This window comes from Pseudomonas sp. p21, from assembly GCF_001642705.1.
In the GTDB taxonomy this organism is placed as follows: Bacteria; Pseudomonadota; Gammaproteobacteria; order Pseudomonadales; family Pseudomonadaceae; genus Aquipseudomonas.
In genome coordinates, this window is record NZ_LWBV01000003.1 from 189,277 (window position 1) to 213,236 (window position 23,960).

The 23,960-nt window shown below is 64.7% G+C and carries 21 protein-coding genes; 13 read left to right on the top strand and 8 right to left on the bottom strand.

Annotated features, from left to right (window positions below; translation table 11 throughout):
* Positions 1-217: 217 nt before the first annotated feature.
* From A4C63_RS10405 to A4C63_RS10420, 4 genes are all read left to right on the top strand, one after another.
* Positions 218-2,161 (top strand): DNA topoisomerase III, encoded by a 1,944-nt coding sequence (locus A4C63_RS10405; protein ID WP_063912592.1) that lies wholly within the window; start codon positions 218-220, stop codon positions 2,159-2,161.
* Between the two features lie 234 nt (positions 2,162-2,395).
* Positions 2,396-3,685, top strand: a complete 1,290-nt coding sequence (locus tag A4C63_RS10410) for an FAD-binding oxidoreductase (protein WP_063912593.1) — start codon at positions 2,396-2,398, stop codon at positions 3,683-3,685.
* A gap of 173 nt (positions 3,686-3,858) precedes the next feature.
* The gene (locus A4C63_RS10415; RefSeq protein WP_063912594.1) at positions 3,859-4,689 is read left to right on the top strand and encodes an alpha/beta fold hydrolase; all 831 of its coding nucleotides are present in this window, start codon (positions 3,859-3,861) and stop codon (positions 4,687-4,689) included.
* A 203-nt stretch (positions 4,690-4,892) separates the two neighbouring features.
* Positions 4,893-5,672: a TSUP family transporter gene (locus A4C63_RS10420; RefSeq protein ID WP_063912595.1), complete on the top strand. Its 780-nt coding sequence runs from the start codon at positions 4,893-4,895 to the stop codon at positions 5,670-5,672.
* Here the strand turns inward: A4C63_RS10420 and nudC are convergent.
* Complete coding sequence (gene nudC / locus A4C63_RS10425) at positions 5,640-6,470, bottom strand: NAD(+) diphosphatase (protein ID WP_063912596.1); 831 nt, start codon at positions 6,468-6,470, stop codon at positions 5,640-5,642. The two genes, A4C63_RS10420 and nudC, sit on opposite strands and share 33 nt — an antisense overlap.
* A 36-nt stretch (positions 6,471-6,506) precedes the next feature.
* Positions 6,507-7,319 (bottom strand): crotonase/enoyl-CoA hydratase family protein, encoded by an 813-nt coding sequence (locus tag A4C63_RS10430; protein ID WP_063912597.1) that lies wholly within the window; start codon positions 7,317-7,319, stop codon positions 6,507-6,509.
* A gap of 150 nt (positions 7,320-7,469) precedes the next feature.
* Between A4C63_RS10430 and nhaB the strand changes: the two genes are divergently transcribed.
* The 6 genes from nhaB (at position 7,470) to A4C63_RS10460 (ending at position 12,489) form a co-directional block, all read left to right on the top strand.
* Positions 7,470-8,972 carry a sodium/proton antiporter NhaB gene (gene nhaB / locus A4C63_RS10435; RefSeq protein WP_063912598.1) on the top strand — a complete coding sequence of 501 codons (1,503 nt, stop codon included), beginning with the start codon at positions 7,470-7,472 and terminating at the stop codon, positions 8,970-8,972.
* Between the two features lie 195 nt (positions 8,973-9,167).
* A complete protein-coding gene (locus A4C63_RS10440; protein ID WP_063912599.1) occupies positions 9,168-9,782 on the top strand; it encodes a dihydrofolate reductase family protein in 615 nt (204 codons plus the stop codon).
* Between the two features lie 80 nt (positions 9,783-9,862).
* Complete coding sequence (locus tag A4C63_RS10445) at positions 9,863-10,408, top strand: lipocalin family protein (protein WP_063912600.1); 546 nt, start codon at positions 9,863-9,865, stop codon at positions 10,406-10,408.
* Between the two features lie 80 nt (positions 10,409-10,488).
* Positions 10,489-10,950 (top strand): NUDIX hydrolase, encoded by a 462-nt coding sequence (locus A4C63_RS10450; RefSeq protein ID WP_063912601.1) that lies wholly within the window; start codon positions 10,489-10,491, stop codon positions 10,948-10,950.
* Between the two features lie 16 nt (positions 10,951-10,966).
* On the top strand, positions 10,967-11,926 hold the full coding sequence (locus tag A4C63_RS10455; protein WP_063912602.1) for a ribonuclease Z: 960 nt from the start codon (positions 10,967-10,969) through the stop codon (positions 11,924-11,926).
* 35 nt (positions 11,927-11,961) lie between these two features.
* Entirely contained in the window at positions 11,962-12,489 is a 528-nt protein-coding gene (locus A4C63_RS10460) for a hypothetical protein (RefSeq protein ID WP_063912603.1), read from the top strand.
* Here the strand turns inward: A4C63_RS10460 and A4C63_RS10465 are convergent.
* Both A4C63_RS10465 and A4C63_RS10470 read right to left on the bottom strand, forming a co-directional pair.
* Positions 12,469-13,761 carry a Zn-dependent hydrolase gene (locus tag A4C63_RS10465; RefSeq protein WP_063912604.1) on the bottom strand — a complete coding sequence of 431 codons (1,293 nt, stop codon included), beginning with the start codon at positions 13,759-13,761 and terminating at the stop codon, positions 12,469-12,471. The genes A4C63_RS10460 and A4C63_RS10465 overlap by 21 nt on opposite strands.
* Before the next feature lie 138 nt (positions 13,762-13,899).
* Positions 13,900-15,390, bottom strand: a complete 1,491-nt coding sequence (locus tag A4C63_RS10470; protein WP_063912605.1) for an NCS1 family nucleobase:cation symporter-1 — start codon at positions 15,388-15,390, stop codon at positions 13,900-13,902.
* Positions 15,391-15,731: 341 nt separating this feature from the next.
* Between A4C63_RS10470 and hydA the strand changes: the two genes are divergently transcribed.
* The 3 genes from hydA (at position 15,732) to preA (ending at position 19,911) form a co-directional block, all read left to right on the top strand.
* Complete coding sequence (hydA, locus tag A4C63_RS10475; RefSeq protein WP_063912606.1) at positions 15,732-17,171, top strand: dihydropyrimidinase; 1,440 nt, start codon at positions 15,732-15,734, stop codon at positions 17,169-17,171.
* A 97-nt stretch (positions 17,172-17,268) separates the two neighbouring features.
* Positions 17,269-18,636 (top strand): NAD(P)-dependent oxidoreductase, encoded by a 1,368-nt coding sequence (locus tag A4C63_RS10480; protein WP_063912607.1) that lies wholly within the window; start codon positions 17,269-17,271, stop codon positions 18,634-18,636.
* Positions 18,637-19,911 (top strand): NAD-dependent dihydropyrimidine dehydrogenase subunit PreA, encoded by a 1,275-nt coding sequence (gene preA / locus A4C63_RS10485; protein ID WP_063912608.1) that lies wholly within the window; start codon positions 18,637-18,639, stop codon positions 19,909-19,911.
* Positions 19,912-20,041: 130 nt separating this feature from the next.
* Here the strand turns inward: preA and A4C63_RS10490 are convergent, their stop codons facing one another.
* The 4 genes from A4C63_RS10490 to gnd all read right to left on the bottom strand — a co-directional run bounded on the left by A4C63_RS10490 (position 20,042) and on the right by gnd (position 23,950).
* Entirely contained in the window at positions 20,042-20,662 is a 621-nt protein-coding gene (locus tag A4C63_RS10490) for a TetR/AcrR family transcriptional regulator (RefSeq protein ID WP_063913067.1), read from the bottom strand.
* Positions 20,662-21,018: a VOC family protein gene (locus A4C63_RS10495; RefSeq protein WP_063912609.1), complete on the bottom strand. Its 357-nt coding sequence runs from the start codon at positions 21,016-21,018 to the stop codon at positions 20,662-20,664. Before A4C63_RS10495 ends, A4C63_RS10490 begins: the two co-directional genes overlap by 1 nt.
* Before the next feature lie 260 nt (positions 21,019-21,278).
* Positions 21,279-22,784, bottom strand: coding sequence for a glucose-6-phosphate dehydrogenase (zwf, locus tag A4C63_RS10500; protein ID WP_063912610.1), 1,506 nt, complete (start codon positions 22,782-22,784; stop codon positions 21,279-21,281).
* Positions 22,781-23,950, bottom strand: a complete 1,170-nt coding sequence (gnd, locus tag A4C63_RS10505; protein ID WP_256202921.1) for a phosphogluconate dehydrogenase (NAD(+)-dependent, decarboxylating) — start codon at positions 23,948-23,950, stop codon at positions 22,781-22,783. Before gnd ends, zwf begins: the two co-directional genes overlap by 4 nt.
* Positions 23,951-23,960 lie beyond the last annotated feature (10 nt).

The window sequence follows — 23,960 nt, forward strand, 5'->3', positions numbered from 1 at the left end:
TACCGGCCTCTTCGCGGGCTTGCCCGCTCCCACAAGGACCCCACAGATATTGAATGCTGTGCAATACCTGTGGGAGCGGGCAAGCCCGCGAAGAGGCCGGCACAGCAAAATACATCTTCCCTGACAAAAACCTGTACATCCATCCAGATAAAACTTGCCTCCGCGCCCTCGCTTGCGCATCCTATCGCCTATCACCCCCGATGAAGCGTCCCCGGCCATGCGCCTGTTCCTCTGCGAAAAACCCTCCCAGGCAAAAGACATCGCCAAAGTGCTCGGCGCCAACCGCAAGGGCGATGGCTGCTGGCAAGGCACCGACGTCTGCGTGACCTGGTGCATCGGCCACCTGCTGGAAACCGCCCCGCCCGACAGCTACGACGAACGCTACAAGCGCTGGAACCTGGCCGACCTGCCGATCATCCCGGAAAAGTGGAAGATGCTGGTCAAGCCCAAGACCGCCAGCCAGTTCAAGGCGGTCAAGCGCCTGCTCGGCGAAGCGCGCGAATTGGTGATCGCCACCGACGCCGACCGCGAAGGCGAAATGATCGCCCGCGAACTGGTCGAGCATTGTCGCTACCGTGGCCCGGTGCAGCGCCTGTGGCTGTCGGCACTGGACGACGCCTCCATCCGCAAGGCCCTGGCACGCCTGCTGCCGGGCCACGAAACCTTCAACCTGTACCACTCGGCGCTGGGCCGCTCCCGCGCCGACTGGCTGATCGGCATGAACATGAGCCGGCTGTTCACCCTGCTGGGCCGGCAGTCCGGCTACCAGGGCGTGCTGCCGGTGGGCCGGGTGCAAACGCCCACCTTGCGCCTGGTGGTCGACCGCGACCGCAGCATCGCCGACTTCGTGCCGGTGCCGTTCTGGGCCCTTGACGTGCAACTCGAACACGCAGGCTTTGCCTTCAACGCCCAGTGGCGCGCCCCCGAGGGCGCCTGCGATGACCAGGGCCGCTGCCTGAACCAGGCCCTGGCGCAGCGGGCGGCCGCCGACATCGGCAATGCGGGTATTGCCCGGGCCATCAAGGTGACCACCGAGCGCGTGCGTGAGGCGGCCCCCCTGCCCTTCGATCTGGGCACGCTGCAGGAGCTGTGCTCGAAAAAGTTCGGCCTCGGCGCCCAGGAAACCCTCGACATCGCCCAGGCCCTGTACGAAACCCACAAGCTGATCACCTACCCGCGCAGCGACTGCGGCTACCTGCCGCAAAGCCAGCACGCCGAAGCGCCCGCCATCCTCGCTGCCTTGCAACGTGCCGATGCCAGCCTGGCGCCGCTGCAGCCCTACCTGGAGCCGCAGCGCCGTTCACGGGCGTGGAACGACGCCAAGGTCAGTGCCCACCACGGCATCATCCCCACTGCCGCCGCCAGCGACCCGTCGCGCCTGCCGGCCAAGCACAAGGCGGTGTACACCCTGATCCGCGCCCGCTACCTGGCGCAGTTCCTGCCCAACCACGAGTACGACCGCACCCAGGCCGACTTCGACTGCGCCGGGCATGCCTTGCGTGCGGTGGGCAAGCAGATCGTCGAGCCGGGCTGGCGCCGTGCGCTGCCCGAAGCGCTGACCCCGGCCAAGGGCCGCGAGGCACCACCGGCCCAGGTACTGCCCGCGCTGCACGAAGGCCAGGACTGCAGCGTGCAGGGCCTGCAACTGAAAGACCTGTGGACTCAGCCACCCAAGCCGTTTACCGAAGGCGACCTGATCAAGGCGATGAAGAACGTCGCCAAGCTGGTGGATGACCCACGACTGAAGCAGAAGCTCAAGGAAACCACCGGCATCGGCACCGAAGCCACCCGCGCCAGCATCATCCAGGGCCTGCTTGACCGTGGTTACCTGGTCAAGAACGGCAAGGCCCTGTCCGCCACACCTGCGGCCTTCAGCCTGATCGATGCCGTACCGCGCGCCATTGCCGACCCGGGCACCACGGCAATCTGGGAGCAGGCGCTGGACATGGTGCAGAGTGGCGAGATGACGCTGGAAGAGTTCGTCGCCCGGCAGTCGGCGTGGATGGGCAAGCTGGTGGAGCGGTGCAGCGGTATGCGCATGACCATCAGCGGGCCGGCGGCCGGGGCGGCGCCGCCGTGGAAGAAGAAGCGCAGGGGCGGCGGGAAAGGAAAAGCGGCCGCAGGCAAACCAAGGCAGCCTCGAAAAAAGGCGACAACCTGAAGATTTTGCCCTCCCAGGTCAGGCCCCTTCGCGGGTAAACCCGCTCCCACAGGAACAGCGCCGACCTCAAGACCTGTGATGACTCTGTGGGAGCGGGTTTACCCGCGAAAGGGCCAGGACAGGCAACACAACAACCCCAGGTAAACCACAAAGGCGGCCAATGCATTGGCGCCATGAAATTTACCTGCTAAATTTTCATGAAAATAATCAAAATAAATTTCATGAGACCCCTGCATGTTCAAACAATCCGCCCAGCACGTCGCCAGCTACTACGCCCAGACCTACCCCACCAGCATTCCCCTGCGCCCCACCCTGCAAGGCAACCACGACACCGATGTGCTGATCATTGGTGCCGGTTTCAGCGGCCTGCACACCGCCCTGCGCCTGACCCAGGCCGGCAAACGCGTAACGCTGCTGGAAGCCAGCCGCGTGGCCTGGGCCGCGTCCGGTCGCAACGGCGGCCAGGCACTGCTCGGCTGGTCGTGCGACATGCCGCCGCTGGAAAAGGCCCTGGGGGGCGAACGCACCCGACGCCTGTGGGCCAGCATGTGCTGGGCCGCCGACGAAATGCGCGAACTCCCCATGCGCCATGGCTTCGACATTGACTACCGGCTGGGCAGCCTGTGGACTGCCGTGCTGCCGCGCCGGGTGAAGCTGCTGGAAGAAGCCCTGCGCGAGGCCGAACACAAATGGGGCTACGACGCCCTGCGCCTGATAGGCCGTGACGAGCTGCCCCAATGGATCGACAGCCCGCGCTACCAGGCTGCGCTATATGACGCCAAAGGCGCCCACCTCAATCCGCTGAAGCTGGCCCAGGGCCTGGCCAATACCATCGAAGCTGCCGGCGGGCGTATCTTCGAACAAAGCCAGGTGCTCGACTATCAACAGACCGGCAGCGGCTACATCGCCCGCACCGAGCGTGGCGAAGTGCGCAGCGACGTGTTGGTACTGGCCTGCAACGCCTACATCGACCGCCTCGACCGCAGCCTGTCACGCCGCCTGCTGCCCGTCGGCTCCTACCAGGTGGCCACCGCGCCACTGGACGCCGACTTTGCCCGCTCGCTGCTGCCGCGCAATAGCTGCGTGATCGATAACCAGTTCGTGCCCGACTACTTCCGCCTCACCCCGGACCATCGCCTGTTGTTCGGCGGCGGCTGCACCTACCTGGGTGGCATTCCCAAGGACGTTGCCAGCGCCACCCGCCCCTACCTGGAGCGGGTTTTCCCGCAGCTGGCCGGGGTAGCCATCGACTACGCCTGGGGCGGCCATATCGATTGCAGCATCCAACGTACCCCGGACGTCGGCCGCGAGGGCCAGCGCTACTGGCTGCAGGGCTTCTCCGGCCATGGCGTACTGCCGACCCTGGCCGCAGCCAGGGCCGTGAGCGATGCCATTCTTGGCGACGATGACCTGCTGGCGCTGTACCAAGGCATCGACAACGGGCACTTCCCCGGCGGCGACCTGCTGGCGGCACCGCTGGAAGCCGCCGCCAAGGCCTGGTACCGCATGCGCGACCGCGTCTGATTGCTTGGCACCTCCCTGTAGGAGCGGCCTTGTGTCGCGCCTACAGGGGGCCGGGCAGGCCGGAAGCATGGTGCAAGCCCGCTACAGTGCAGTCACCACAAATTCCAGCGCCAAGCAAAATCCCTCCTATTCTCAATAGCTCACTTCGCTTCCTGCACACAGGAGACCCGACCATGAGTCATGTAACCACGAAGGACGGCGTACAGATCTTCTATAAGGACTGGGGCCCGCGCGATGCGCCGGTCATCCACTTCCACCACGGCTGGCCGCTCAGTGCCGACGACTGGGACGCCCAGATGCTGTTCTTCCTCGCCCACGGTTACCGCGTGGTCGCCCACGACCGCCGCGGCCATGGCCGCTCCAGCCAGGTATGGGACGGCCACGACATGGACCACTACGCCGACGATGTGGCCGCCGTGGTGGCCCACCTGGGGATCCAGGGCGCCGTGCATGTCGGCCATTCGACCGGCGGAGGCGAAGTGGTGCGCTACATGGCCCGCCATCCCGGGGACAAGGTAGCCAAGGCAGTGCTCATCGCCGCCGTGCCCCCTCTGATGGTGCAGACCCCCGGCAACCCGGGCGGCCTGCCCAAATCGGTGTTCGATGGCTTCCAGGCCCAGGTCGCCAGCAACCGCGCGCAGTTCTACCGGGATGTGCCGGCAGGGCCGTTCTACGGCTACAACCGCCCCGGTGTCGAAGCCAGCGAAGGCATCATCGGCAACTGGTGGCGCCAGGGCATGATCGGCAGCGCCAAGGCCCATTACGACGGCATCGTGGCGTTTTCCCAGACTGACTTTACCGAGGACCTGAAGGGCATCCAGCAGCCGGTGCTGGTGATGCATGGCGACGACGACCAGATCGTGCCGTATGAGAACTCCGGGGTGCTGTCGGCCAAGCTGCTGCCCAATGGCACGCTGAAGACCTACAAGGGCTACCCGCATGGCATGCCGACTACCCATGCCGATGTGATCAACGCGGATTTGCTGGCGTTTATCCGTAGCTGATGTGATCAGCCTGTACCGGCCTCTTCGCGGGCACGCCCGCTCCTACAGGTACTGCACAGGTCTTGAATTGTGTAGGTAACCTGTGGGAGCGGGCGTGCCCGCGAAGGGGCCAGCACTGGCAACACACCTCCCCCAGGATTACCATGTCACGCTTCTAGTGCGGCCCTTTGCCGCCCCTTGCCTCCCCTGCCTGCCAAAACCCCATGCCCTTCGAACTCACCGTAGAACCCCTCACCCTGCTGATCCTGGCCCTGGTCGCCTTCGTAGCCGGCTTCATCGATGCCATCGCCGGCGGTGGCGGCCTGCTCACCACCCCGGCGCTACTCACCGCCGGCATGCCACCGCACCTGGTACTGGGCACCAACAAGCTCAGCTCCACCTTCGGCTCGGCCACCGCCGGTTTCACCTACTACAGGCGCAAGCTGTTCCACCCGGCACAATGGCGCCCCGCCTTGTTCGCCACCTTGACCGGGGCGTTGCTCGGCGCGGTCATCGCCCACTACATGCCAGCCGAATGGCTGAACAAGATGCTGCCGGTGATCGTCTTCGCCTGTGGCGTCTACCTGCTGTTCGGCGGCACGCCCAAGGCGCCGCTGGATGCCGATGCGCCGATCAGGAAAAAGTGGCAAGTACCGCAAGGCTTCACCCTGGGCTTCTATGACGGCGTGGCCGGCCCGGGTACCGGGGCGTTCTGGACGGTCAGCACCCTGCTGCTCTACCCCATCGACCTGGTCCGTGCCAGCGGCGTAGCGCGCAGCATGAACTTCGTCAGCAACATCGCAGCGCTGACGGTGTTCATCATTTCCGGGCAGGTGGACTACATCGTCGGCCTCTGCATGGGCCTGTCGGTGATGGTCGGCGCGTTCTTCGGCGCACGCACGGCGATCAGTGGCGGCAGCAAGTTCATCCGCCCGGTGTTCATCACCGTGGTGCTGGCATTGACCGTGCGCCTAGCGTGGCAGCACTGGTTCGGGCAAGCCTAAGCGTCTGGCTACATAAAGGTCGATCAGGTACCGGGCAATCGAACGCCCGGCCGGCAGCGGCGGCAGGTCGTGGACGCTGAACCACTTGGCGTCCTCGATCTCGTCCGGCTGCATGACGATATCGCCGCCGGCATACTCGGCATGGAAGCCCAGCATCATCGAATGCGGGAACGGCCAGCACTGGCTGCCGACGTACTGGATGTTCTGCACCTCCACCGCCACTTCTTCACGCACTTCGCGCACCAGGCAGTCCTCGGCCGACTCGCCCGGTTCGGCGAAGCCTGCCAAAGTGCTGTACACCCCGGTGACGAAACGCGGCGAGCGCGCCAGCAGGATTTCGTCGCCACGGGTCACCAGCACGATCATGCTGGGTGAAATACGCGGGTAGCTGCGCAGGTCGCAGGGCTGGCAGTACATCGCCCGCTCCCAGCGAATCTGCGTCATCGCCTGGCCGCAGCTGCCGCAGAAACGGTGCTCGCGAGCCCAGGTACCGATCTGCGCGGCATAGCCCAGCACTTTGTAGGTGTCGAAGTCACCTTCGAGCATGAACGCGCGCAACCCTCGCCAGGCACAGCCGGGCACGTCGGTGGCGCTGCGCAGCTCCAGCAGGAACACCGGCTGGCCGTCGAAGTGGCCAATGCCGTGCTCGCACAACACATCGAGGTCCTGGCGCTTGAGCCAGTCGCGGGGGAACAGCGCGCCGTTGTCGTCCACCAGGAACCCTTCCGGGCTGCGGGCCACGGCCAGCCCCCCGGTGATCTGCGGGTCGAGTACTGCGGTAGTCCAGCGTGCTGACATGTCGGGGGTTCCTTTACTGCGCGTCCCCCGGCCTGATCAGTCGGCGAACGTCGGTTTCTGTTTGCTCATGTGCGCCGCCACTGCCACGCGCAGGTCTTCGGACTGCAGCATCGCGGCGTTCCAGGTGGCGATGTACTCCAGGCCATCGTCAATGCGATGGTCACGCATGTAGCTGAGCATTTCCTTGGTGCCGGCCACGGCGATCGGCGATTTTGCGGCAATCTCGCGGGCGATGGCAAAGACCCCGTCCATCAGCGCGGCCTGATCATCATAGACCCGGTTGACCAGGCCAATGCGCAGCGCCTCTTCGGCCTCGACATTGCGCCCGGTGAAGGCCAGCTCACGCATCATGCCGTCACCGATGATACGAGGCAAACGTTGCAGTGTGCCGACATCGGCGGCCATGCCCATGTCGATTTCCTTGATTGAGAACTGCGCGTCGCTGCTGCAGTAGCGCATGTCGCAGGCCGAGATGAGGTCGATGGCACCGCCAATGCAGTAACCCTGCACCGCGGCCAGTACTGGCTTGCGGCACTTGTCCACGGCATTGAAGGACGCCTGCAGGCGCAGGATGGTGCTGCGCAGGAAGCGCGCATTACGGCCCACGTCCTTGCCCATCTGCCCGGCCAGCGAAGCCAGCATCATCAGGTCGATACCGGCGGAAAAATGCTTGCCGGCACCGCTGATCACCACCGCCCGCACCGCGTCGGTGTCGTCGACCCACTGGAAGATGTCGATGATCTCCTCCCAGAAGGCCGCGTTCATCGCGTTGACCTTTTCCGGGCGATTGATCTGAACGTGGGCAATGCTGTCGGTCAGTTCGACCTTGAATGCGCTGTACTCGGTCACGGGCGGCACTCCTGCGGGTGAAGGGTTCATGGCACGGATGGTAACCCAGCCCGATGACCGCACTTGTGCCAAAAACGGGACTGTACGCCTTGCCTAAGACGCGCTGATCCGGCACCGTGCGCCATCGCCGAATCATAAGGATACAAATTCATGTCGCGCTCCCTGACCGGCGCCCTGGCCCACAGCTTTCTGGGCCAGTCGCCGCTTTGGTACAAGGCAGTCATTTGCCTGTTCCTGGTGCTCAACCCGCTGCTGCTGATGACCGTCGGCCCGGTCGCGGCCGGCTGGGCACTGGTGCTCGAATTCATCTTCACCCTGGGCATGGCCCTGAAGTGCTACCCGCTGATGCCCGGTGGCCTGCTGTTGGTCGAAGCCCTGCTGTTGCAGATGACCACCCCGCAAGCCCTGTACGAAGAGTTGCAGCACAATTTCCCGGTGATCCTGCTGCTGATGTTCATGGTGGCGGGCATCCACTTCATGAAGGAACTGCTGTTGTTCCTGTTCTCGCGCATTTTGCTGGGGGTGCGTTCGAAGGCGACCCTGGCGTTGCTGTTCTGCGTGCTGTCAGCGTTCCTCTCGGCGTTTCTCGATGCGCTGACCGTCACCGCCGTGATCATCAGCGCCGCGGTCGGCTTCTATGCGGTCTACCACCGCGTCGCCTCCGGGGCCAACCCGCGCGAAGACAGTGCGCTGGACAGCGACCAGCAGATCGCACAGTTGCACCGTGAAGACCTCGACCAGTTCCGCGCCTTCCTGCGTAGCCTGCTGATGCATGGTGCGGTAGGTACCGCCCTGGGGGGCGTGTGCACGCTGGTGGGCGAACCACAGAACCTGCTGATCGGCCATGAGATGGGCTGGCACTTTGCCGATTTCTTCCTGAAGGTGGCGCCGGTGTCACTGCCGGTGCTGGGCGCCGGCCTGCTGACCTGCGTGCTGCTGGAGAAGCTGCGCCTGTTCGGTTACGGCACGCTGATGCCCGAACCGGTGCGCCAGGTGCTGTCCGCCTATGCCGCCGAGGACGATGCTGCGCGTACCCCGGCCCAGCGCATCGCGCTGTGGGTGCAAGGGTTCGCTGCACTGATCCTGATCGTCTGCCTGGGGCTGCACGTTGCCGAGGTCGGCCTGATCGGCCTGATGGTAATCGTGCTGATCACGGCCTTTACCGGCATCACTGACGAACACCGCCTGGGCCGTGCCTTCCAGGACGCCATGCCGTTCACCGCGTTGCTGGTGGTGTTCTTCGCCGTGGTGGCGGTGATTCATCAGCAGCAGCTGTTCAGCCCGCTGATTGCCTGGGTACTGGCGCTGCCGGCCGAGCAGCAGCCGGGCATGCTGTACCTGGCCAACGGCCTGCTGTCGGCGATCAGCGACAACGTATTCGTCGCCACTATCTACATCACCGAGGTGAAGCAGGCGTTCCTCAATGGCGGCATGAGCCGTGAGCATTTCGAGACGCTGGCGGTGGCGATCAACACCGGTACCAACCTGCCCAGTGTGGCGACACCGAATGGGCAGGCGGCGTTCCTGTTCCTGCTGACTTCGGCGATTGCACCGCTGATCCGGCTGTCGTATGGGCGGATGGTGTGGATGGCCTTGCCCTATACCGTAGTGATGGGTGGGCTGGGGTGGTGGGCGGTGACCTACTGGCTTTGAGGTAGCCTGCACCGGCCTCTTCGCAGCTCAAGGCTGCTCCTACAGGCACAGCACCGCTTTCTGGAGCTGTGGTGAGCCTGTGGGAGCGGGCATGCCCGCGAAAGCGCCGGCACAGGTTTACACTATCGATTCTGCTGCCTGCCATTCGACTATCCCATGCCCACAGTCACCCCGGCTGCCAACAGGAGAGTCCCCATGCGCAAACTCATCGTAGCCGCCTTCATCAGCCTCGACGGTGTCATGCAGGCCCCCGGCGGCCCGCAGGAAGACACCAGCGGCGGCTTCTCCTACGGCGGCTGGATCGTGCCCTATGCCGAGGAAGTCTTCGGCCAGGCCATGCAGGCCCTGTTCAGCGAGCCCTTCGAACTGCTACTGGGCCGGCGCACCTACGACATCTTCGCCGGCTACTGGCCTGACATCAAAGACAGCTCGGAAGACTTCTCCATCGCCAACCTGTTCAACAGCGTGCCCAAGCACGTGGCCACCCACACCCCCACAACCCTCGACTGGCACAACAGCCATGCCCTGGGCGCGGACATCACCGCAGCGGTTCGCACACTGAAACAACAGGACGGCGCCAACCTGCTTACCCAGGGCAGCAGCGAACTGGTACAGCAACTGCTGGCGGCAGGCCTGGTCGATGAACTGCAACTGCTGATCCACCCGCTGCTGCTCGGCCACGGCAAACGCCTGTTCGGCGACGATGCGGCAGCGGCGGCCTTCACCCTGCAGCACTCGCAGGTTTCGCCCAAGGGCGTGGTCATCGCTCGCTACGTGCGCGCAGGCGAAGTGCAGACCGGTTCGTTCTGAAAGCTACAATCCCGTACAACTTTTGCCTCTCGCCCGCATCGAAACACAGGTAAGCCCCGTCCGTATCAAGGAGGTTCACCATGGCGCTACGCACCACGTTGCTGCTTTCCTGCATGACCCTGGCCCTGCTCGGCTGCGCCGGCAACGACCACCCGGCGCCGCCGCGTACCCAGCAGGTCGACCTGCAACGTTACCAGGGCACCTGGTACGAACTCGCGCGGCTGCCGATGTTCTTCCAGCGCAACTGCGTGCAGTCCGAGGCGCACTATGGCCTGCGAGTGGACGGCCGTCTCGACGTGACCAACCGCTGCCAGGAAAAGGACGGCCAGTGGAACCAGGCCAAGGGCATCGCCGAAGCCCAGCAACCGGGTAGCACCGACAAGCTCTGGGTGCGCTTCGACAACTGGTTCAGCCGCCTTGCGCCCGGCCTGGCCAAGGGCGAGTACTGGGTGCTGTACCACGATCAGGACTACCGCGTAGCCCTGGTCGGCCACCCGAACCGCGAATACCTGTGGCTGCTTTCGCGCACGCCCGCGGTCACCGACCAACTGCGCGAGCAACTGCTGATGATCGCCCGTGAGCAAGGCTATGACACCAGCAAGCTCATCTGGCGACAGGCCGAGTAGGCAAACCTGGCGGGCCATCGACGACATGCGGCAATCCGGCTAAGGTGTGCGCCCCGTATCACCTCGAAGGAACGAGCCCGTTGAGTACCAAGCCGCAACCAGCACCCCGTATCCGTTTTCTCGCCCTGTGCGTGTTCCACCACCAGGGCAGGATCCTGGTCAACGTGTTCGACGACCCGGCTACCGGCCAGACCCTGTGCCGGCCGCTGGGTGGCGGCATCGAGTTCGGTGAACTGGGCCGCGATGCCATCGCCCGGGAAATCGACGAAGAACTGCGCCAGCCGATCAGCGACGTGCGCCTGCTCGGCACCCTGGAGAGCCTGTTCACCTATGCCGGCAAGCCAGGGCATGAGATTGTGCAGGTGTACGATGCGCGCTTCGACGACGCCAACCTGTACCAGCAAGCCTGGCTGGACGGCCAAGAGTCCGACAGCAGCCCGTTCCGCGCCCGCTGGTGCGACAGCGCCGACCTGGCGCGCATCGGCCCACTGGTACCACAAGGGCTGCAGGCGTTGCTGCGCGACCTGTCGCTGCTGGGCTGAAACAAGGAGCCAGACCATGGATTTGCTGTTCCTGGGCACCTCCGCCGGCGTGCCGACCAAGGCACGCAACGTCAGCGCCACCGCTGTGATCGAAGCCAGTGGCAGCCACTGGTACCTGGTCGACTGTGGCGAAGGCACCCAGCACCGGCTGTTGCACACGCCGCTGTCGATCCGCGACCTGCGCGCCATCTTCATCACCCACGTGCACGGCGACCATTGCTTCGGCCTGCCGGGCCTGCTGGCCAGTGCCGGCATGAGCGGGCGCACCCAGCCGCTGGACCTTGTCCTGCCCGCCGCCCTGCACGACTGGGTACGCCAGGGGCTGGTGGCCAGCGATACCTTCCTGCCGTTCGAACTGCGCCTGCTGGCCGTGGAAGACCTGGTGGAGTGGCGCAGTGACGCCGTGCAGGTGTCCAGCGTGCAACTGTCGCACCGGGTGCCAAGCGTGGGCTTCGTGTTCACCGAACTCAACCCCGAACCGCGCCTGGACATCCCACGCCTGGAAGCCGAAGGCATACCCCGCGGCCCGCTGTGGGGCGACCTGGCCAAGGGTCTGACGGTGCAGCATGGCGGGCAGCTGCTGCACGGCAGTGATTACTTGCGCCCTTCGCGCCCGCCACGGCGGGTGATCGTGTGCGGCGACAACGACACCCCCGCGCTATTGGCCGACGCCGCCAGGGGTGCTGACGTGCTGGTACACGAAGCCACGTTCACCCAGGCGGTGGTCGAACGCACGGGGGTCACCTTCGGCCACAGCACCGCGGCTGCGGTGGCGCACTTTGCCGAAGCTGCAGGCGTGCGCAACCTGGTACTGACGCACTTCAGCGCCCGCTACCAGAACGACCCACGGCGCAGCCCGAGCATCGACAACCTGCGCGACGAAGCCCTCGCCCACTACAGCGGGCAGTTGACCCTGGCGCAGGACCTGCAGCGCTACCATATCGGGCGCGATGGCTGTCTCGAACCGGCCGGATGATTTAGCATTGCCGGTTTTTCCAAAAGGACTTGGCCATGCAACGCATCGTGATTCTGGGCAACTCCGGCAGTGGTAAATCGACCCTGGCCCGGCAGATTGGCATACGTTTGGGCGTGCCGGTGGTCCACCTCGACACGTTGTTCTGGGAGACCGGCTGGGTTGAGCCGGACGCCGAGACCTTCCGCACCCGCGTGCGCGATGCGGTGGCTGGGGAGGCCTGGGTGTGTGAGGGCAACTATGCCCGCCGCACGTTCGACCTTCGCCTGCCGCGGGCCGACCTGGTCATCTGGCTGGATACGCCGAGGCTTACCTGCCTGAAGCGGGTAATCCTGCGCAGTGTGCTGAACAAACCCCGGCCGGACCTGCCGGCGGGATGTACAGAGCGGCTGGACCGGGAGTTTCTGACTTTCCTGAAGTTCGTGTGGACGTTCGACGGGGGGTATCGACCGGGGATCGAAGCGAACCGCCAGGCCATAGGGCCGCAGGTGCCGGTGGTGCATTTGCGGGGTGGGCGGCAGATTGCGGCGTATCTGGCGAGCCTCTCATTGCCTGTTCCGGCCTAATCGCCCGCTGGCAATCGCCTCCGACGCCGCCAGCATCGCGCGCAGCAACACCGCGCAGCCCGCCGCCAGGTCCTCGGGCGTGGCGTTCTCGATCTCGTTATGGCTGATACCGTTCTCGCACGGCACGAAAATCATCCCCGCCGGCCCCAGCTCGGCCAGGAAGATCGCGTCGTGCCCCGCCCCGCTGACGATGTCCATGTGCGGCAGTCCCAGCGCCTGCGCCGACTCGCGCACGGCATCGACACACCCTTGGTCGAAGTACAGCGCCGGGAAATCGGCCGTGGGTACCAGTTCGTAGCTCAGGCCATGCCTGGCACAGGTCGCCTCGATCACCGCGCGCACATCGGCAATCATCGCATCCAGTTGCTCACCCTCCAGATGACGGAAGTCCAGGGTCATGCGCACTTCGCCCGGGATCACGTTGCGCGAGCCCGGGTAGGCCTGCAGGCAACCCACCGTGCCACAGGCATGGGGCTGGTGACCGAGGGCAGTGTGGTTGACTGCCTCCACCACCGCCGCCGCACCGACCAAGGCGTCCTTGCGCAGGTGCATCGGCGTCGGGCCGGCATGGGCCTCGACACCGCGCAGGGTCAGGTCGAACCACTTCTGGCCCAATGCGCCCAGCACCACGCCGATGGTCCTGGCCTGGTCTTCGAGGATCGGGCCCTGCTCGATGTGCGCTTCGAAATAGGCCCCCACCGGGTGGCCTGATACAGCGCGCGGGCCGGCGTAGCCGATGGCGTTCAACGCCTCGCCAACGCTGACACCCTGGGCGTCACGCTTGGCCAGGGTTTCCTCCAGGGTGAACTTGCCGGCGAACACCCCCGAACCCATCATGCACGGTGCAAAGCGCGAACCTTCCTCGTTGGTCCACACCACCACTTCCAGCGGCGCTTCGGTTTCCACGCCCAGGTCGTTGAGGGTGCGGATCACCTCCAGCCCGGCCATCACCCCGAAGCAGCCGTCGAACTTGCCACCGGTGGGTTGGGTGTCGATATGGCTGCCGGTCATCACCGGGGGCAGCTTGGGGTTACGCCCCGGGCGACGGGCGAAGATGTTGCCGACGGCGTCGATGCTGACCGTGCAACCGGCGGCCTCGCACCACTGCACGAACAGGTCGCGGGCCTGGCGGTCGAGGTCGGTCAGGGCCAGGCGGCATACGCCGCCCTTGGCGGTGGCACCGAGTCGGGCCAGGTCCATCAGGGATTGCCACAGGCGGGTGCTGTCGATGTGGTGGGCGGTGGTCTTCAGGATCTCTTTGACTGGGGTCACGGGTTTCTCCTTCAGGCTTTTTTGTTGTCTGTTATGGCTTCTTCGCGGGCATGCCCGCTCCCACAGGATCACCACAGGTCTGGAAAACCGTGCAGTACCTGTGGGAGCGGGCGAGCCCGCGAAGAAGCCAGCTCGGTCTCACGGCAAAGGCTTGGCCACCCGCGCCGGGCTGCGCGCCAGCACGCCGGCAAAGAGGTAATACAGCGCCCCGCCCAGCAGCGAACCGGTGAACCAGCCGTAGTCGTAGAACCAGCTGAAACTGCTGTTGCCAATGGCCATCATGGTCAACGCCACCGGCAGCGCAAAGGCGGCAAACCCGGCCCAGTTCCACGCCGGGTACACGTCGTCGCGGTACAACCCGGCCAGGTCCAGCTTCTGCTGGCGGATCAGGAAGTAGTCCACCACCATGATCCCGGCGATCGGCCCCAGCAGGCTGGAATAGCCCAACAGCCAGTTGGAGTACACGCTCTCCAGGCTCAGGTCGGAGACGATCCAGCCCAGCTTCTTCAGCAACTCATGGCCCATCAGCGCCAGGCCGATGAAGCCGGTCAGCCACACCGCGCGGCTGCGCCCGATCAGGCGTGGGGCGATGTTCTGGAAGTCGTTGGTCGGCGACACGATGTTCGCCGCGGTGTTGGTCGACAGCGTGGCGATCACGATCAGCGCCATGGCCAAAGCCACCCAGAACGGGCTGTGGATCTTGCCGATCAGGCTGACCGGGTCGGACACGGTCTCGCCTACCAACGACGCCGAGGCTGCGGTCAGCACCACGCCCAGCGCGGCGAACAGGAACATGGTCAGCGGCAAGCCGAAGATCTGCCCGAGAATCTGGTCCTTCTGGCTGCGGGCGTAGCGGCTGAAGTCGGGGATGTTCAGCGATAGCGTGGCCCAGAAACCGACCATGGCGGTAAGCCCGGCGCAGAAGTAGCCGAGCATGCTCGCCCCTTCCGGGCGCTTGGGCGGTTGGGCCAGCAGTTCGGTCATCGACATGTGCGGCAAGGCCCAGAACAGCAGGCCGACGCCCACGGCCACCAGCAGCGGCGCCGACAGCGTTTCGAGCCACTTGATCGACTCGGCGCCGCGCAGCACCACCCACAGGTTCAGGCACCAGAAGATCATGAAGCCGATCACCTCGCCGGTGCCGCCCAAGGCCTTCCAACCGTCGAACACCGAGCCGAGGAACAGGTGGATGGCCAGGCCGCCGAACATGGTCTGGATGCCGAACCAGCCACAGGCAACCACCGCGCGGATCAGGCATGGCACGTTGGAGCCGATAATGCCGAACGACGATCGCAGCAGCACCGGGAACGGGATGCCGTACTTGGTACCGGGGAAGGCGTTGAGGGTGAGCGGGATCAGCACGATCAGGTTGGCCAGCAGAATCGCCAGCAAGGCCTCGCCCACGCTGAGGCCGAAGTAGGCGGTGAGCACGCCGCCGAGAGTGTAGGTGGGCACACAGATGGACATGCCCACCCACAGGGCGGTGATGTGCCATTTGTTCCAGGTGCGCTGGTGCACCTTGGTCGGGGCGATGTCGTGGTTGTAGCGCGGGCTGTCGAGGACATCGCTGCCCTCGGACAGCTCGAACAGGCCATCCTGCTCGACCACTTCCGATCTGCTCTGCTGCATGGGGCTTTCTCCAGATTTTCTTGTAGTTGTTTGCCCATCGGGCGATTGCGATGGCCGGAGTACACACGCTTTATGTGCTTGAAAATCTTGACCAGATTTTCATCTTGTCAAGTCAGTCAAAGTTTGCAAAAGCCCCATAGCCAGCGCTATCAAATAAATTAACCCTTTGATTTCAAATACTTAAAAACCACAAAATTAATGGGAAAATTTTCTTGATGAATCCATGATCAGCATCTAGCCTCCAATCTTGTCAGGCCTGACAGGATTAACCGCCCTGCCCGCCCTGTACCAAGACAATTCCAAGAACCGGCCCAGACCGGTCAGCCTGCGAGGAAAACGGCATGTCCCTGTTGATCCGTGGCGCCACCGTGGTCACCCACGAAGAGAGTTACCCCGCCGATGTCCTGTGTGCCGATGGCCTGATCCGCGCCATCGGGCAAAACCTCGAACCACCCACCGACTGCGAGATCCTCGACGGCAGCGGCCAGTACCTGATGCCCGGGGGCATCGACCCGCACACCCATATGCAACTGCCGTTCATGGGCACGGTGGCCAGCGAGGACTTCTTCAGCGGCACCGCCGCGGGCCTGGCCGGTGGCACCACCTCGATCATCGACTTCGTCATCCCCAACCCGCAGCAGTCGTTGCTGGAGGCGTTCCACACCTGGCGCGGCTGGGCGCAGAAAAGCGCCAGCGACTATGGCTTCCATGTCGCCATCACCTGGTGGAGCGAGCAGGTGGCCGAAGAAATGGGCGAACTGGTGGCCAAGCATGGGGTGAACAGCTTCAAGCACTTCATGGCCTACAAGAATGCGATCATGGCCGCCGACGACACCCTGGTGGCCAGTTTCGAGCGCTGCCTGCAACTGGGTGCGGTGCCCACCGTGCATGCCGAGAACGGCGAACTGGTGTACCACCTGCAGAAAAAATTGCTGGCCCAGGGCCTGACCGGGCCGGAAGCACACCCGCTGTCACGCCCATCCCAAGTCGAGGGCGAGGCGGCCAGCCGCGCCATCCGCATTGCCGAAACGCTGGGCACGCCGCTGTACCTGGTGCACGTTTCCAGCCGCGAAGCGCTGGATGAAATCGCCTATGCCAGGGGCAAGGGTCAGCCGGTGTACGGCGAGGTCCTGCCCGGCCATCTGCTGCTGGATGACAGCGTCTACCGTGACCCGGACTGGGCCACCGCCGCAGGCTACGTGATGAGCCCACCGTTCCGCCCGCGCGAACACCAGGAGGCGCTGTGGCGCGGGCTACAGTCGGGCAACCTGCACACCACCGCCACTGACCATTGCTGCTTCTGCGCCGAGCAGAAAGCCATGGGCCGCGACGACTTCAGCCGTATCCCCAACGGCACTGCCGGCATCGAGGACCGCATGGCGGTGCTGTGGGATGCCGGGGTGAACAGCGGGCGCCTGTCGATGCATGAGTTCGTCGCGCTGACCTCCACCAACACCGCGAAAATCTTCAACCTGTTCCCGCGCAAGGGTGCCATTCGCGTTGGTGCCGACGCCGACCTGGTGCTGTGGGACCCGCAAGGCACCCGCACCATCTCGGCCAAGACCCACCACCAGCAGGTGGACTTCAACATCTTCGAAGGCCGTACCGTGCGCGGCATCCCCAGCCACACCATCAGCCAGGGCAAGGTGCTCTGGGCCGACGGCGATCTGCGCGCGGAAAAGGGCGCGGGGCGGTATGTGGAGCGGCCGGCGTACCCGTCGGTGTATGAGGTGCTGGGGCGCAGGGCCGAAGTGCAGCGGCCGACGCCCGTGCAGCGCTGAAGCCATTGGGGCTGCTGCGCAGCCCATCGCGCAGCGGCCCCAGAAACCACCGCAATGCTTGTCGCCTGCATCCATAAAAAATAGAGAGGCTACAACCGTGATCGACGCCCTGAACCACTTGCCGCGCCCCCGGGCCGGCGCCGACCAGTTGGCCGAGCGCTTCAGCGACCTGGCCCCACCCCTCACCGCCCGCCAGGCCGCCGTCGAAAGCGCACGCTGCCTGTATTGCTATGACGCCCCCTGCGTCAACGCCTGCCCCAGCGACATCGACATCCCATCGTTCATCCACCGTATCAGCGACGAAAACCTGCAAGGCGCCGCCGAACGCATCCTCTCGGCCAACATTCTCGGCGGCAGTTGCGCCCGCGTCTGCCCCACCGAAATCCTGTGCCAGCAAGCCTGCGTGCGCAACAACGCGCAGGAATGCGCACCGGTGCTGATCGGCCAGCTGCAGCGCTATGCCCTGGACAACGCCCACTTCACCGAGCACCCGTTCCAGCGCTCGCCGGCCACTGGCAAGCGCGTCGCCGTGGTCGGTGCCGGCCCTGCCGGGCTGTCCTGCGCCCATCGCCTGGCCATGCACGGGCATGATGTGGTGGTGTTCGAGGCCTGCGACAAGGCCGGTGGCCTCAACGAGTACGGCATCGCCCGCTACAAGCTGGTGGACGACTATGCCCAGCGTGAAGTGGAGTTCCTGCTCGGTATCGGTGGCATCGAGATCCGCCCTGGCCAACGCCTGGGTGGCAACCTCAGCCTGGGCGAGCTGCGCGACCAGTACGCTGCGGTGTTCCTCGGCCTCGGCCTGAATGCCGTGCGCCAGCTGGGCCTGCCGGATGAAGAAGCCCCCGGCCTGCTCGCCGCCACCAAATACATCCGCGAGCTGCGTCAGGCCGACGACCTCAGCCAGCTGCCCCTGGCCGACCGCTGCCTGGTAATCGGCGCCGGCAACACCGCCATCGACATGGCCGTGCAGATGAGCCGCCTGGGTGCCCGCGACGTCAACCTGGTGTACCGCCGTGGCCATGCCGACATGGGTGCCACCGGCCACGAGCAGGACATCGCCAAGGCCAACCAGGTGCGCCTGCACACCTGGGCCCGCCCCGATGCCGTGCTGCTGGACGACACCGGCAAGGTGCGCGGCATGCGCTTTGCCCGCACCGAGCTGGCAGACGGCCACCTGCGCGACACCGGCGAAACCTTCGAGCTGGCCGCCGATGCCATCTTCAAGGCCATCGGCCAACGCTTCGACGACGCCAGCCTCGGCGACCCGGTGGCCGCACAACTGGCGCGCGACGGCGAGCGCATCCGCGTCGACGAAACGATGCAAACCAGCCTGCCGGGGGTATATGCCGGCGGCGACTGCACCGCCCTGGGCCAGGACCTTACCGTCCAGGCCGTGCAACACGGCAAGCTGGCCGCCGAAGCCATCCATGCCCAACTCATGCTCAACGTGGAGGCTGCGTAAATGGCCGACCTGTCCATCGAATTTGCCGGCATCAAGGCACCCAACCCCTTCTGGCTGGCCTCCGCACCGCCAACCGACAAGGCCTACAACGTGGTCCGCGCCTTCGAGGCCGGCTGGGGTGGCGTGGTGTGGAAGACCCTGGGCGAAGACCCGGCGGCGGTCAACGTGTCGTCGCGCTATTCGGCGCACTACGGCCCCAACCGCCAGGTGCAGGGCATCAACAACATCGAGCTCATCACCGACCGCTCCCTGGACATCAACCTGCGCGAAATCACCCAGGTGAAGAAGGACTGGCCCGACCGCGCACTGATCGTGTCACTGATGGTGCCGTGCGAGGAGCAGTCCTGGAAGTTCATCCTGCCGCTGGTGGAAGCCACCGGGGCCGATGGCATCGAACTGAACTTCGGCTGCCCGCACGGCATGCCGGAGCGCGGCATGGGTGCGGCAGTCGGCCAGGTGCCGGAGTACGTGGAAATGGTCACCCGCTGGTGCAAGACGTACTGCTCGCTCCCGGTGATCGTCAAGCTCACGCCGAACATCACCGACATCCGCCAGTCGGCCCGCGCCGCGCACCGTGGCGGGGCCGATGCGGTGTCGTTGATCAATACCATCAACTCGATCACCAGCGTCGACCTCGATCGCATGGTCGCCCACCCCATCGTCGGCGACCAGAGCACCCATGGCGGCTACTGCGGTTCGGCGGTAAAGCCCATTGCCCTGAACATGGTGGCGGAAATCGCCCGCGACCCGCAAACGCGCGGCTTGCCGATCTGCGGCATTGGCGGCATCGGCAGTTGGCGTGACGCAGCCGAGTTCATGGCCCTGGGCAGTGGTGCCGTGCAGGTGTGCACGGCGGCCATGCTGCATGGCTTCCGCATTGTCGAGGACATGAAGGACGGCCTGGCGCGCTGGATGGATCAGCACGGGCACCGCAATATCGAGGCGTTCCGCGGCCAGGCGGTGGGGCATACCACCGACTGGAAGTACCTGGACATGAACTACAAGTCGGTGGCGCACATCGACCAGCAGGCATGCATTGGCTGCGGGCGCTGCCACATTGCCTGTGAGGATACCTCGCACCAGGCGATTGCCAGCACGCTGAAGGCGGATGGCACGCATGCCTACAGCGTGATCGAGGAGGAATGCGTGGGCTGCAACCTGTGCCAGATTACCTGCCCGGTGGAGAGCTGCATCGAGATGGTGGCACAGGATACCGGCAAGCCGTACCTGAACTGGACGCAGGACCCGCGTAACCCCTACCGCGAGGCCAGTTGAGACAATTGGGGCTGCCTTGCAGCCCTTCGCGGGCGCGCCCGCTCCCACAGGTGTTTCGCTGCCCTCTGTGGGAGCGGGCGTGCCCGCGAAGGGCCGCAAAGCGGCCCCAATCGCTCAGCGCTTACCGCCCTCAAGGCTCCAGCCCGATCCCCCGCAAGATCACACTGGTCACCGTCTGCACGGCATTTTCAAAGGCCATGTCCGACAACGCCTCCCCGCCATTGAGCAATGCCACCTGGTAACCAAAGTCGGCATAGTGCTGGGTCGAAGCCCAGATCATGTACAACAGCGCCGACGGCTCCACCGGCAGGATGCGCCCCTCCTCCACCCAGCGGCGGATCTTGGCTTCCTTCAGCTTGGCCCAGGGCACCAGGCTTTCATCCAGGCTCACCCCCAGTACCGGCGCCCCGTGCAGCATCTCTTCGGCCCAAATCTTCGAACCCAGCGGCCGCGAGCGCGAATGGCCCATCTTCGCCCGAATGTAACTGGTCAGCACCACACGCGGGTCGTCGAAGTTCTCGAAGCACAGCGCGTCCTGCTTCCATACATCAAGCAAATCCTGCAGCACCGCGCGGAACAGGTCGTCCTTGGTGCTGAAGTAATAATGCAGGTTGGAACGCGGCAACTCGGCCTGCTCGGCGATATCACCCATCGAGGTGGCGCCGTAGCCTTTCTCGGCAAACACCTTTTCCGCCGCCTGCAGGATCTTTTCGATATTGCGCCGGCGGATTTCGATCTTGTGATTGGCCATCAGGCTTGGGCCGTCCACACCGCCAGCTCATAACCATCCGGGTCGATGAAGTGGAAGCGCCGCCCGCCAGGGAAAGCAAAGGTGGCCCGGCTGATTTTCGCCCCGGCTGCTTCGATCCGCTGCTGCGTAGCCTCCAGATCGTCGGCGTACAAGATGACCAGCGGCCCGCCCGGGCGCACCGGCTCCCCCGTGGTGAAACCACCGGTCAGCCGGCCATCACTGAACTCGGTGTAGGAAGGCCCATAGTCGGTGAACGCCCAGCCGAACACACTGCCATAGAAGGCCTTGCTCCGTGCGATGTCGCTGACATTGAACTCGATGTTGTCAATCTGCCGGTCAGTACCGCGAATGCCCATGTGTGCTCCGTGCCGAAGGGGTTTACCCTAGTCTACTCCGGTCGTTTCACACTTTTATATCAGGCAGCCTGAAACAACCGGGTAATCAGGGCATAGTCTTCGATGTGGGCGGACATTGAGACGTCTTTGTGTGGTTGCCTGTGCTGGCCTCTTCGCGGGTAAACCCGCTCCCCCAGGTACATCACAGGCCTTGAAACCATCGATATCCCTGTGGGAGCGGGCTTGCCCGCGAAAGGGTCGGCACAGGCTTTACAAAAACCTCACCCCAACCGATGCCACTCGCGCTTGTCCCGCGCCAGCAATTCATTGCCGGCCTCGGGCCCGTCTTCACCGGCCGGGTATTCATGCACCTCGCCGCCCTGGGCCCAGGCATCGAGGAACGGCTGCACCGCGCGCCAGCCGTTCTCGATGTTGTCAGCCCGCTGGAACAGGGTCTGGTCACCGGTCAGGCAGTCGTAGATCAGCGTCTCGTAGCCGGTCGCCGGGGTCATCTTGAAGAAGTCCTTGTAGGCAAAGCCCAGTTCGACATTCTCCATTACCAGCTCCGGCCCGGGGCGCTTGGCCTGCAGGTCGAACCACATGCCTTCGTTGGGCTGGATCTGGATTTTCAGGTAGTTGGGCTTGGGCCGTTCCAGCTCCGACTTACGGAACTGCGCATAGGGCGCGGGCTTGAAGCAGATGGCGATTTCGGTGTCACGCACGCTCATGCGCTTGCCGGTACGCAGGTAGAACGGCACCCCGGCCCAGCGCCAGTTGTCGATCATCACCTTCAGCGCCACATAGGTCTCGGTCTGGCTATCGGCCGCAACGTTGGCCTCGTGACGGTAGCCGGGCAACTGCTTGCGCCCCTGCTTGCCGGCGCTGTACTGGCCGCGCACGGAGTTTTTCAGGGCCATCTTCGCCGACCATGGGCGGATGGCACCGATCACCTTGGCCTTTTCGCTGCGCACGGCATCAGCGGCGAACGCGGCCGGGGGCTCCATGGCCACCATCGCCAGCAACTGGAACAAGTGGTTGGGCACCATATCGCGCAGCGCCCCGGTGCTGTCATAGAACGCACCACGGGTCTCGACACCGACGGTTTCCGCGGCGGTGATCTGCACATGGTCGATGTAGTGGTTGTTCCAGAACGATTCGAACAAACCGTTGGAGAAGCGGCTGACCAGGATGTTTTGCACCGTTTCCTTGCCCAGGTAATGGTCGATGCGGTAGATCTGCCGCTCGCCCATCACCTTCAGCAGGCAGGCGTTGAGCGCTTCGGCGCTGGCCAGGTCGGTGCCGAAGGGCTTTTCGACCACGACGCGACGAAAGCCGCCGGCCGATTCGTCGAGCAGCCCGGCCTGCCCCAGGCGCTGCGCCACCTCGGGGAAGAAGCGCGGCGAGGTCGCCAGGTAGAAGATGGCGTTGCCATGGCGGGTTGTGTCGATGCGCCTGGCAAGGGCCTGGTAGGTGGCCGGGTCGAGGAAATCGCCGGTCTGGTAATCCAGGCACTTGGCCAGGCGTGCCCAGAGTTTCTCGTCCAGGCACTTGGCCGTGCCCTCGCCACCTTTGTCACGCTCGACCATGAAGGCATGCAGGCGCCCGGCGAACTCCTCGGCAGTGGCCGGGTTGTGGTCGACCCCGACGATGCGCAGGTTGCGGTCCAGCAAGCCGTCACGGCTGAGGTTGTACAGCGCCGGCATCAGCAGGCGCTTGACCAGGTCGCCATTGGCGCCGAACAGGAACAGGGTGCATGGCGGTGCGGCCGGAATGCGCTGTTTGGTCATTCGCCTTTCTTCTCGACATGGCCGCCGAAGCCAAGACGCATGGCCGAGAGAATCTTGTCGCCATAGGTGCCCTGCTGCTGACGCGAACGGAAGCGGGCGAACAATGCGCTGGACAGCACCGGTACCGGCACCGCCTGCTCGACGGCGGCGTCGATGGTCCAGCGGCCTTCGCCACTGTCAGACACCGAGCCACTGAACTGCGACAGCTGCGGGTCGGCCACCAGTGCATCGGCGGTGAGGTCGAGCAGCCACGAGGTGACCACGCTGCCACGCCGCCACACTTCGGCAATTTCGGCCACATTCAGGTCGAAACGCTGGTCTTCCGGCAGTTCGTTGCCGCCCTTGCTGCGCAGCAGGTCGAAACCTTCGGCATAGGCCTGCATCAGGCCGTATTCGATGCCGTTGTGCACCATTTTCACGTAGTGCCCGGCACCGGGTGGGCCGGCGTGGATGTAGCCGTGTTCGGCACGCTGGTGCTCACCGCTGCGGCCATGGGTACGCGGGATGTCACCCACCCCCGGCGCCAGCGCCTTGAACAGCGGCTCCAGGCGCTCGAACACATCCTTTTCGCCACCGATCATCATGCAGTAACCACGGTCCAGGCCCCACACGCCACCGGAGGTGCCGACGTCCAGGTAATGCAGCCCGCGCTTGGCCAGCTCGGCGGCGCGGCGCACGTCGTCCTTGTAGAAGGTGTTACCGCCATCGATGATCGCATCGCCCGGTTCCAGCAGTTCGGCCAGTTGGGCGATGGTCTGCTCGGTGGGCTCGCCGGCCGGCAGCATTACCCACACCGCACGCGGTGCTTTCAGCTTCTGTACCAGCGCACCGAGGTCGTGCGCGCCCTGGGCGCCTTCGCTCTCCAGGCCGTCGATGGCCTCACGGTTGCGGTCATGCACCACAGTACGGTGGCCGGCGCGCATCAGGCGCCTTGCGATATTGCCGCCCATGCGGCCCAGCCCGATGATTCCCAGTTGCATGAGCCGATGCTCCCCTTTCGAAATAAATGACAACACAATCCAGTTTTTCAGATTAGTCCAGCGAACCGCTCGAGGGTTCAGCGACGAACGGCGAGACCACGATAAACAAAAAAGTTCCCAAGGCCTGAGAAAGAATTCAGAATGCGCCCGCGTGAAGCGTCTACGCTTTGACTTGTCACTAGCCAAAACCGCGAGG

Excerpts from the sequence above, each read along its gene's own strand:
- A4C63_RS10405 (WP_063912592.1), top strand. The coding sequence starts at position 218 with ATGCGCCTGTTCCTCTGCGAAAAACCCTCCCAGGCAAAAGACATCGCC.
- A4C63_RS10410 (WP_063912593.1), top strand. The coding sequence starts at position 2,396 with ATGTTCAAACAATCCGCCCAGCACGTCGCCAGCTACTACGCCCAGACC.
- A4C63_RS10415 (WP_063912594.1), top strand. The coding sequence starts at position 3,859 with ATGAGTCATGTAACCACGAAGGACGGCGTACAGATCTTCTATAAGGAC.
- A4C63_RS10420 (WP_063912595.1), top strand. The coding sequence starts at position 4,893 with ATGCCCTTCGAACTCACCGTAGAACCCCTCACCCTGCTGATCCTGGCC.
- nudC (WP_063912596.1), bottom strand. The coding sequence starts at position 6,470 with ATGTCAGCACGCTGGACTACCGCAGTACTCGACCCGCAGATCACCGGG.
- nhaB (WP_063912598.1), top strand. The coding sequence starts at position 7,470 with ATGTCGCGCTCCCTGACCGGCGCCCTGGCCCACAGCTTTCTGGGCCAG.
- A4C63_RS10440 (WP_063912599.1), top strand. The coding sequence starts at position 9,168 with ATGCGCAAACTCATCGTAGCCGCCTTCATCAGCCTCGACGGTGTCATG.
- A4C63_RS10445 (WP_063912600.1), top strand. The coding sequence starts at position 9,863 with ATGGCGCTACGCACCACGTTGCTGCTTTCCTGCATGACCCTGGCCCTG.
- A4C63_RS10455 (WP_063912602.1), top strand. The coding sequence starts at position 10,967 with ATGGATTTGCTGTTCCTGGGCACCTCCGCCGGCGTGCCGACCAAGGCA.
- A4C63_RS10460 (WP_063912603.1), top strand. The coding sequence starts at position 11,962 with ATGCAACGCATCGTGATTCTGGGCAACTCCGGCAGTGGTAAATCGACC.
- A4C63_RS10470 (WP_063912605.1), bottom strand. The coding sequence starts at position 15,390 with ATGCAGCAGAGCAGATCGGAAGTGGTCGAGCAGGATGGCCTGTTCGAG.
- hydA (WP_063912606.1), top strand. The coding sequence starts at position 15,732 with ATGTCCCTGTTGATCCGTGGCGCCACCGTGGTCACCCACGAAGAGAGT.
- preA (WP_063912608.1), top strand. The coding sequence starts at position 18,637 with ATGGCCGACCTGTCCATCGAATTTGCCGGCATCAAGGCACCCAACCCC.
- A4C63_RS10490 (WP_063913067.1), bottom strand. The coding sequence starts at position 20,662 with ATGGCCAATCACAAGATCGAAATCCGCCGGCGCAATATCGAAAAGATC.
- A4C63_RS10495 (WP_063912609.1), bottom strand. The coding sequence starts at position 21,018 with ATGGGCATTCGCGGTACTGACCGGCAGATTGACAACATCGAGTTCAAT.
- zwf (WP_063912610.1), bottom strand. The coding sequence starts at position 22,784 with ATGACCAAACAGCGCATTCCGGCCGCACCGCCATGCACCCTGTTCCTG.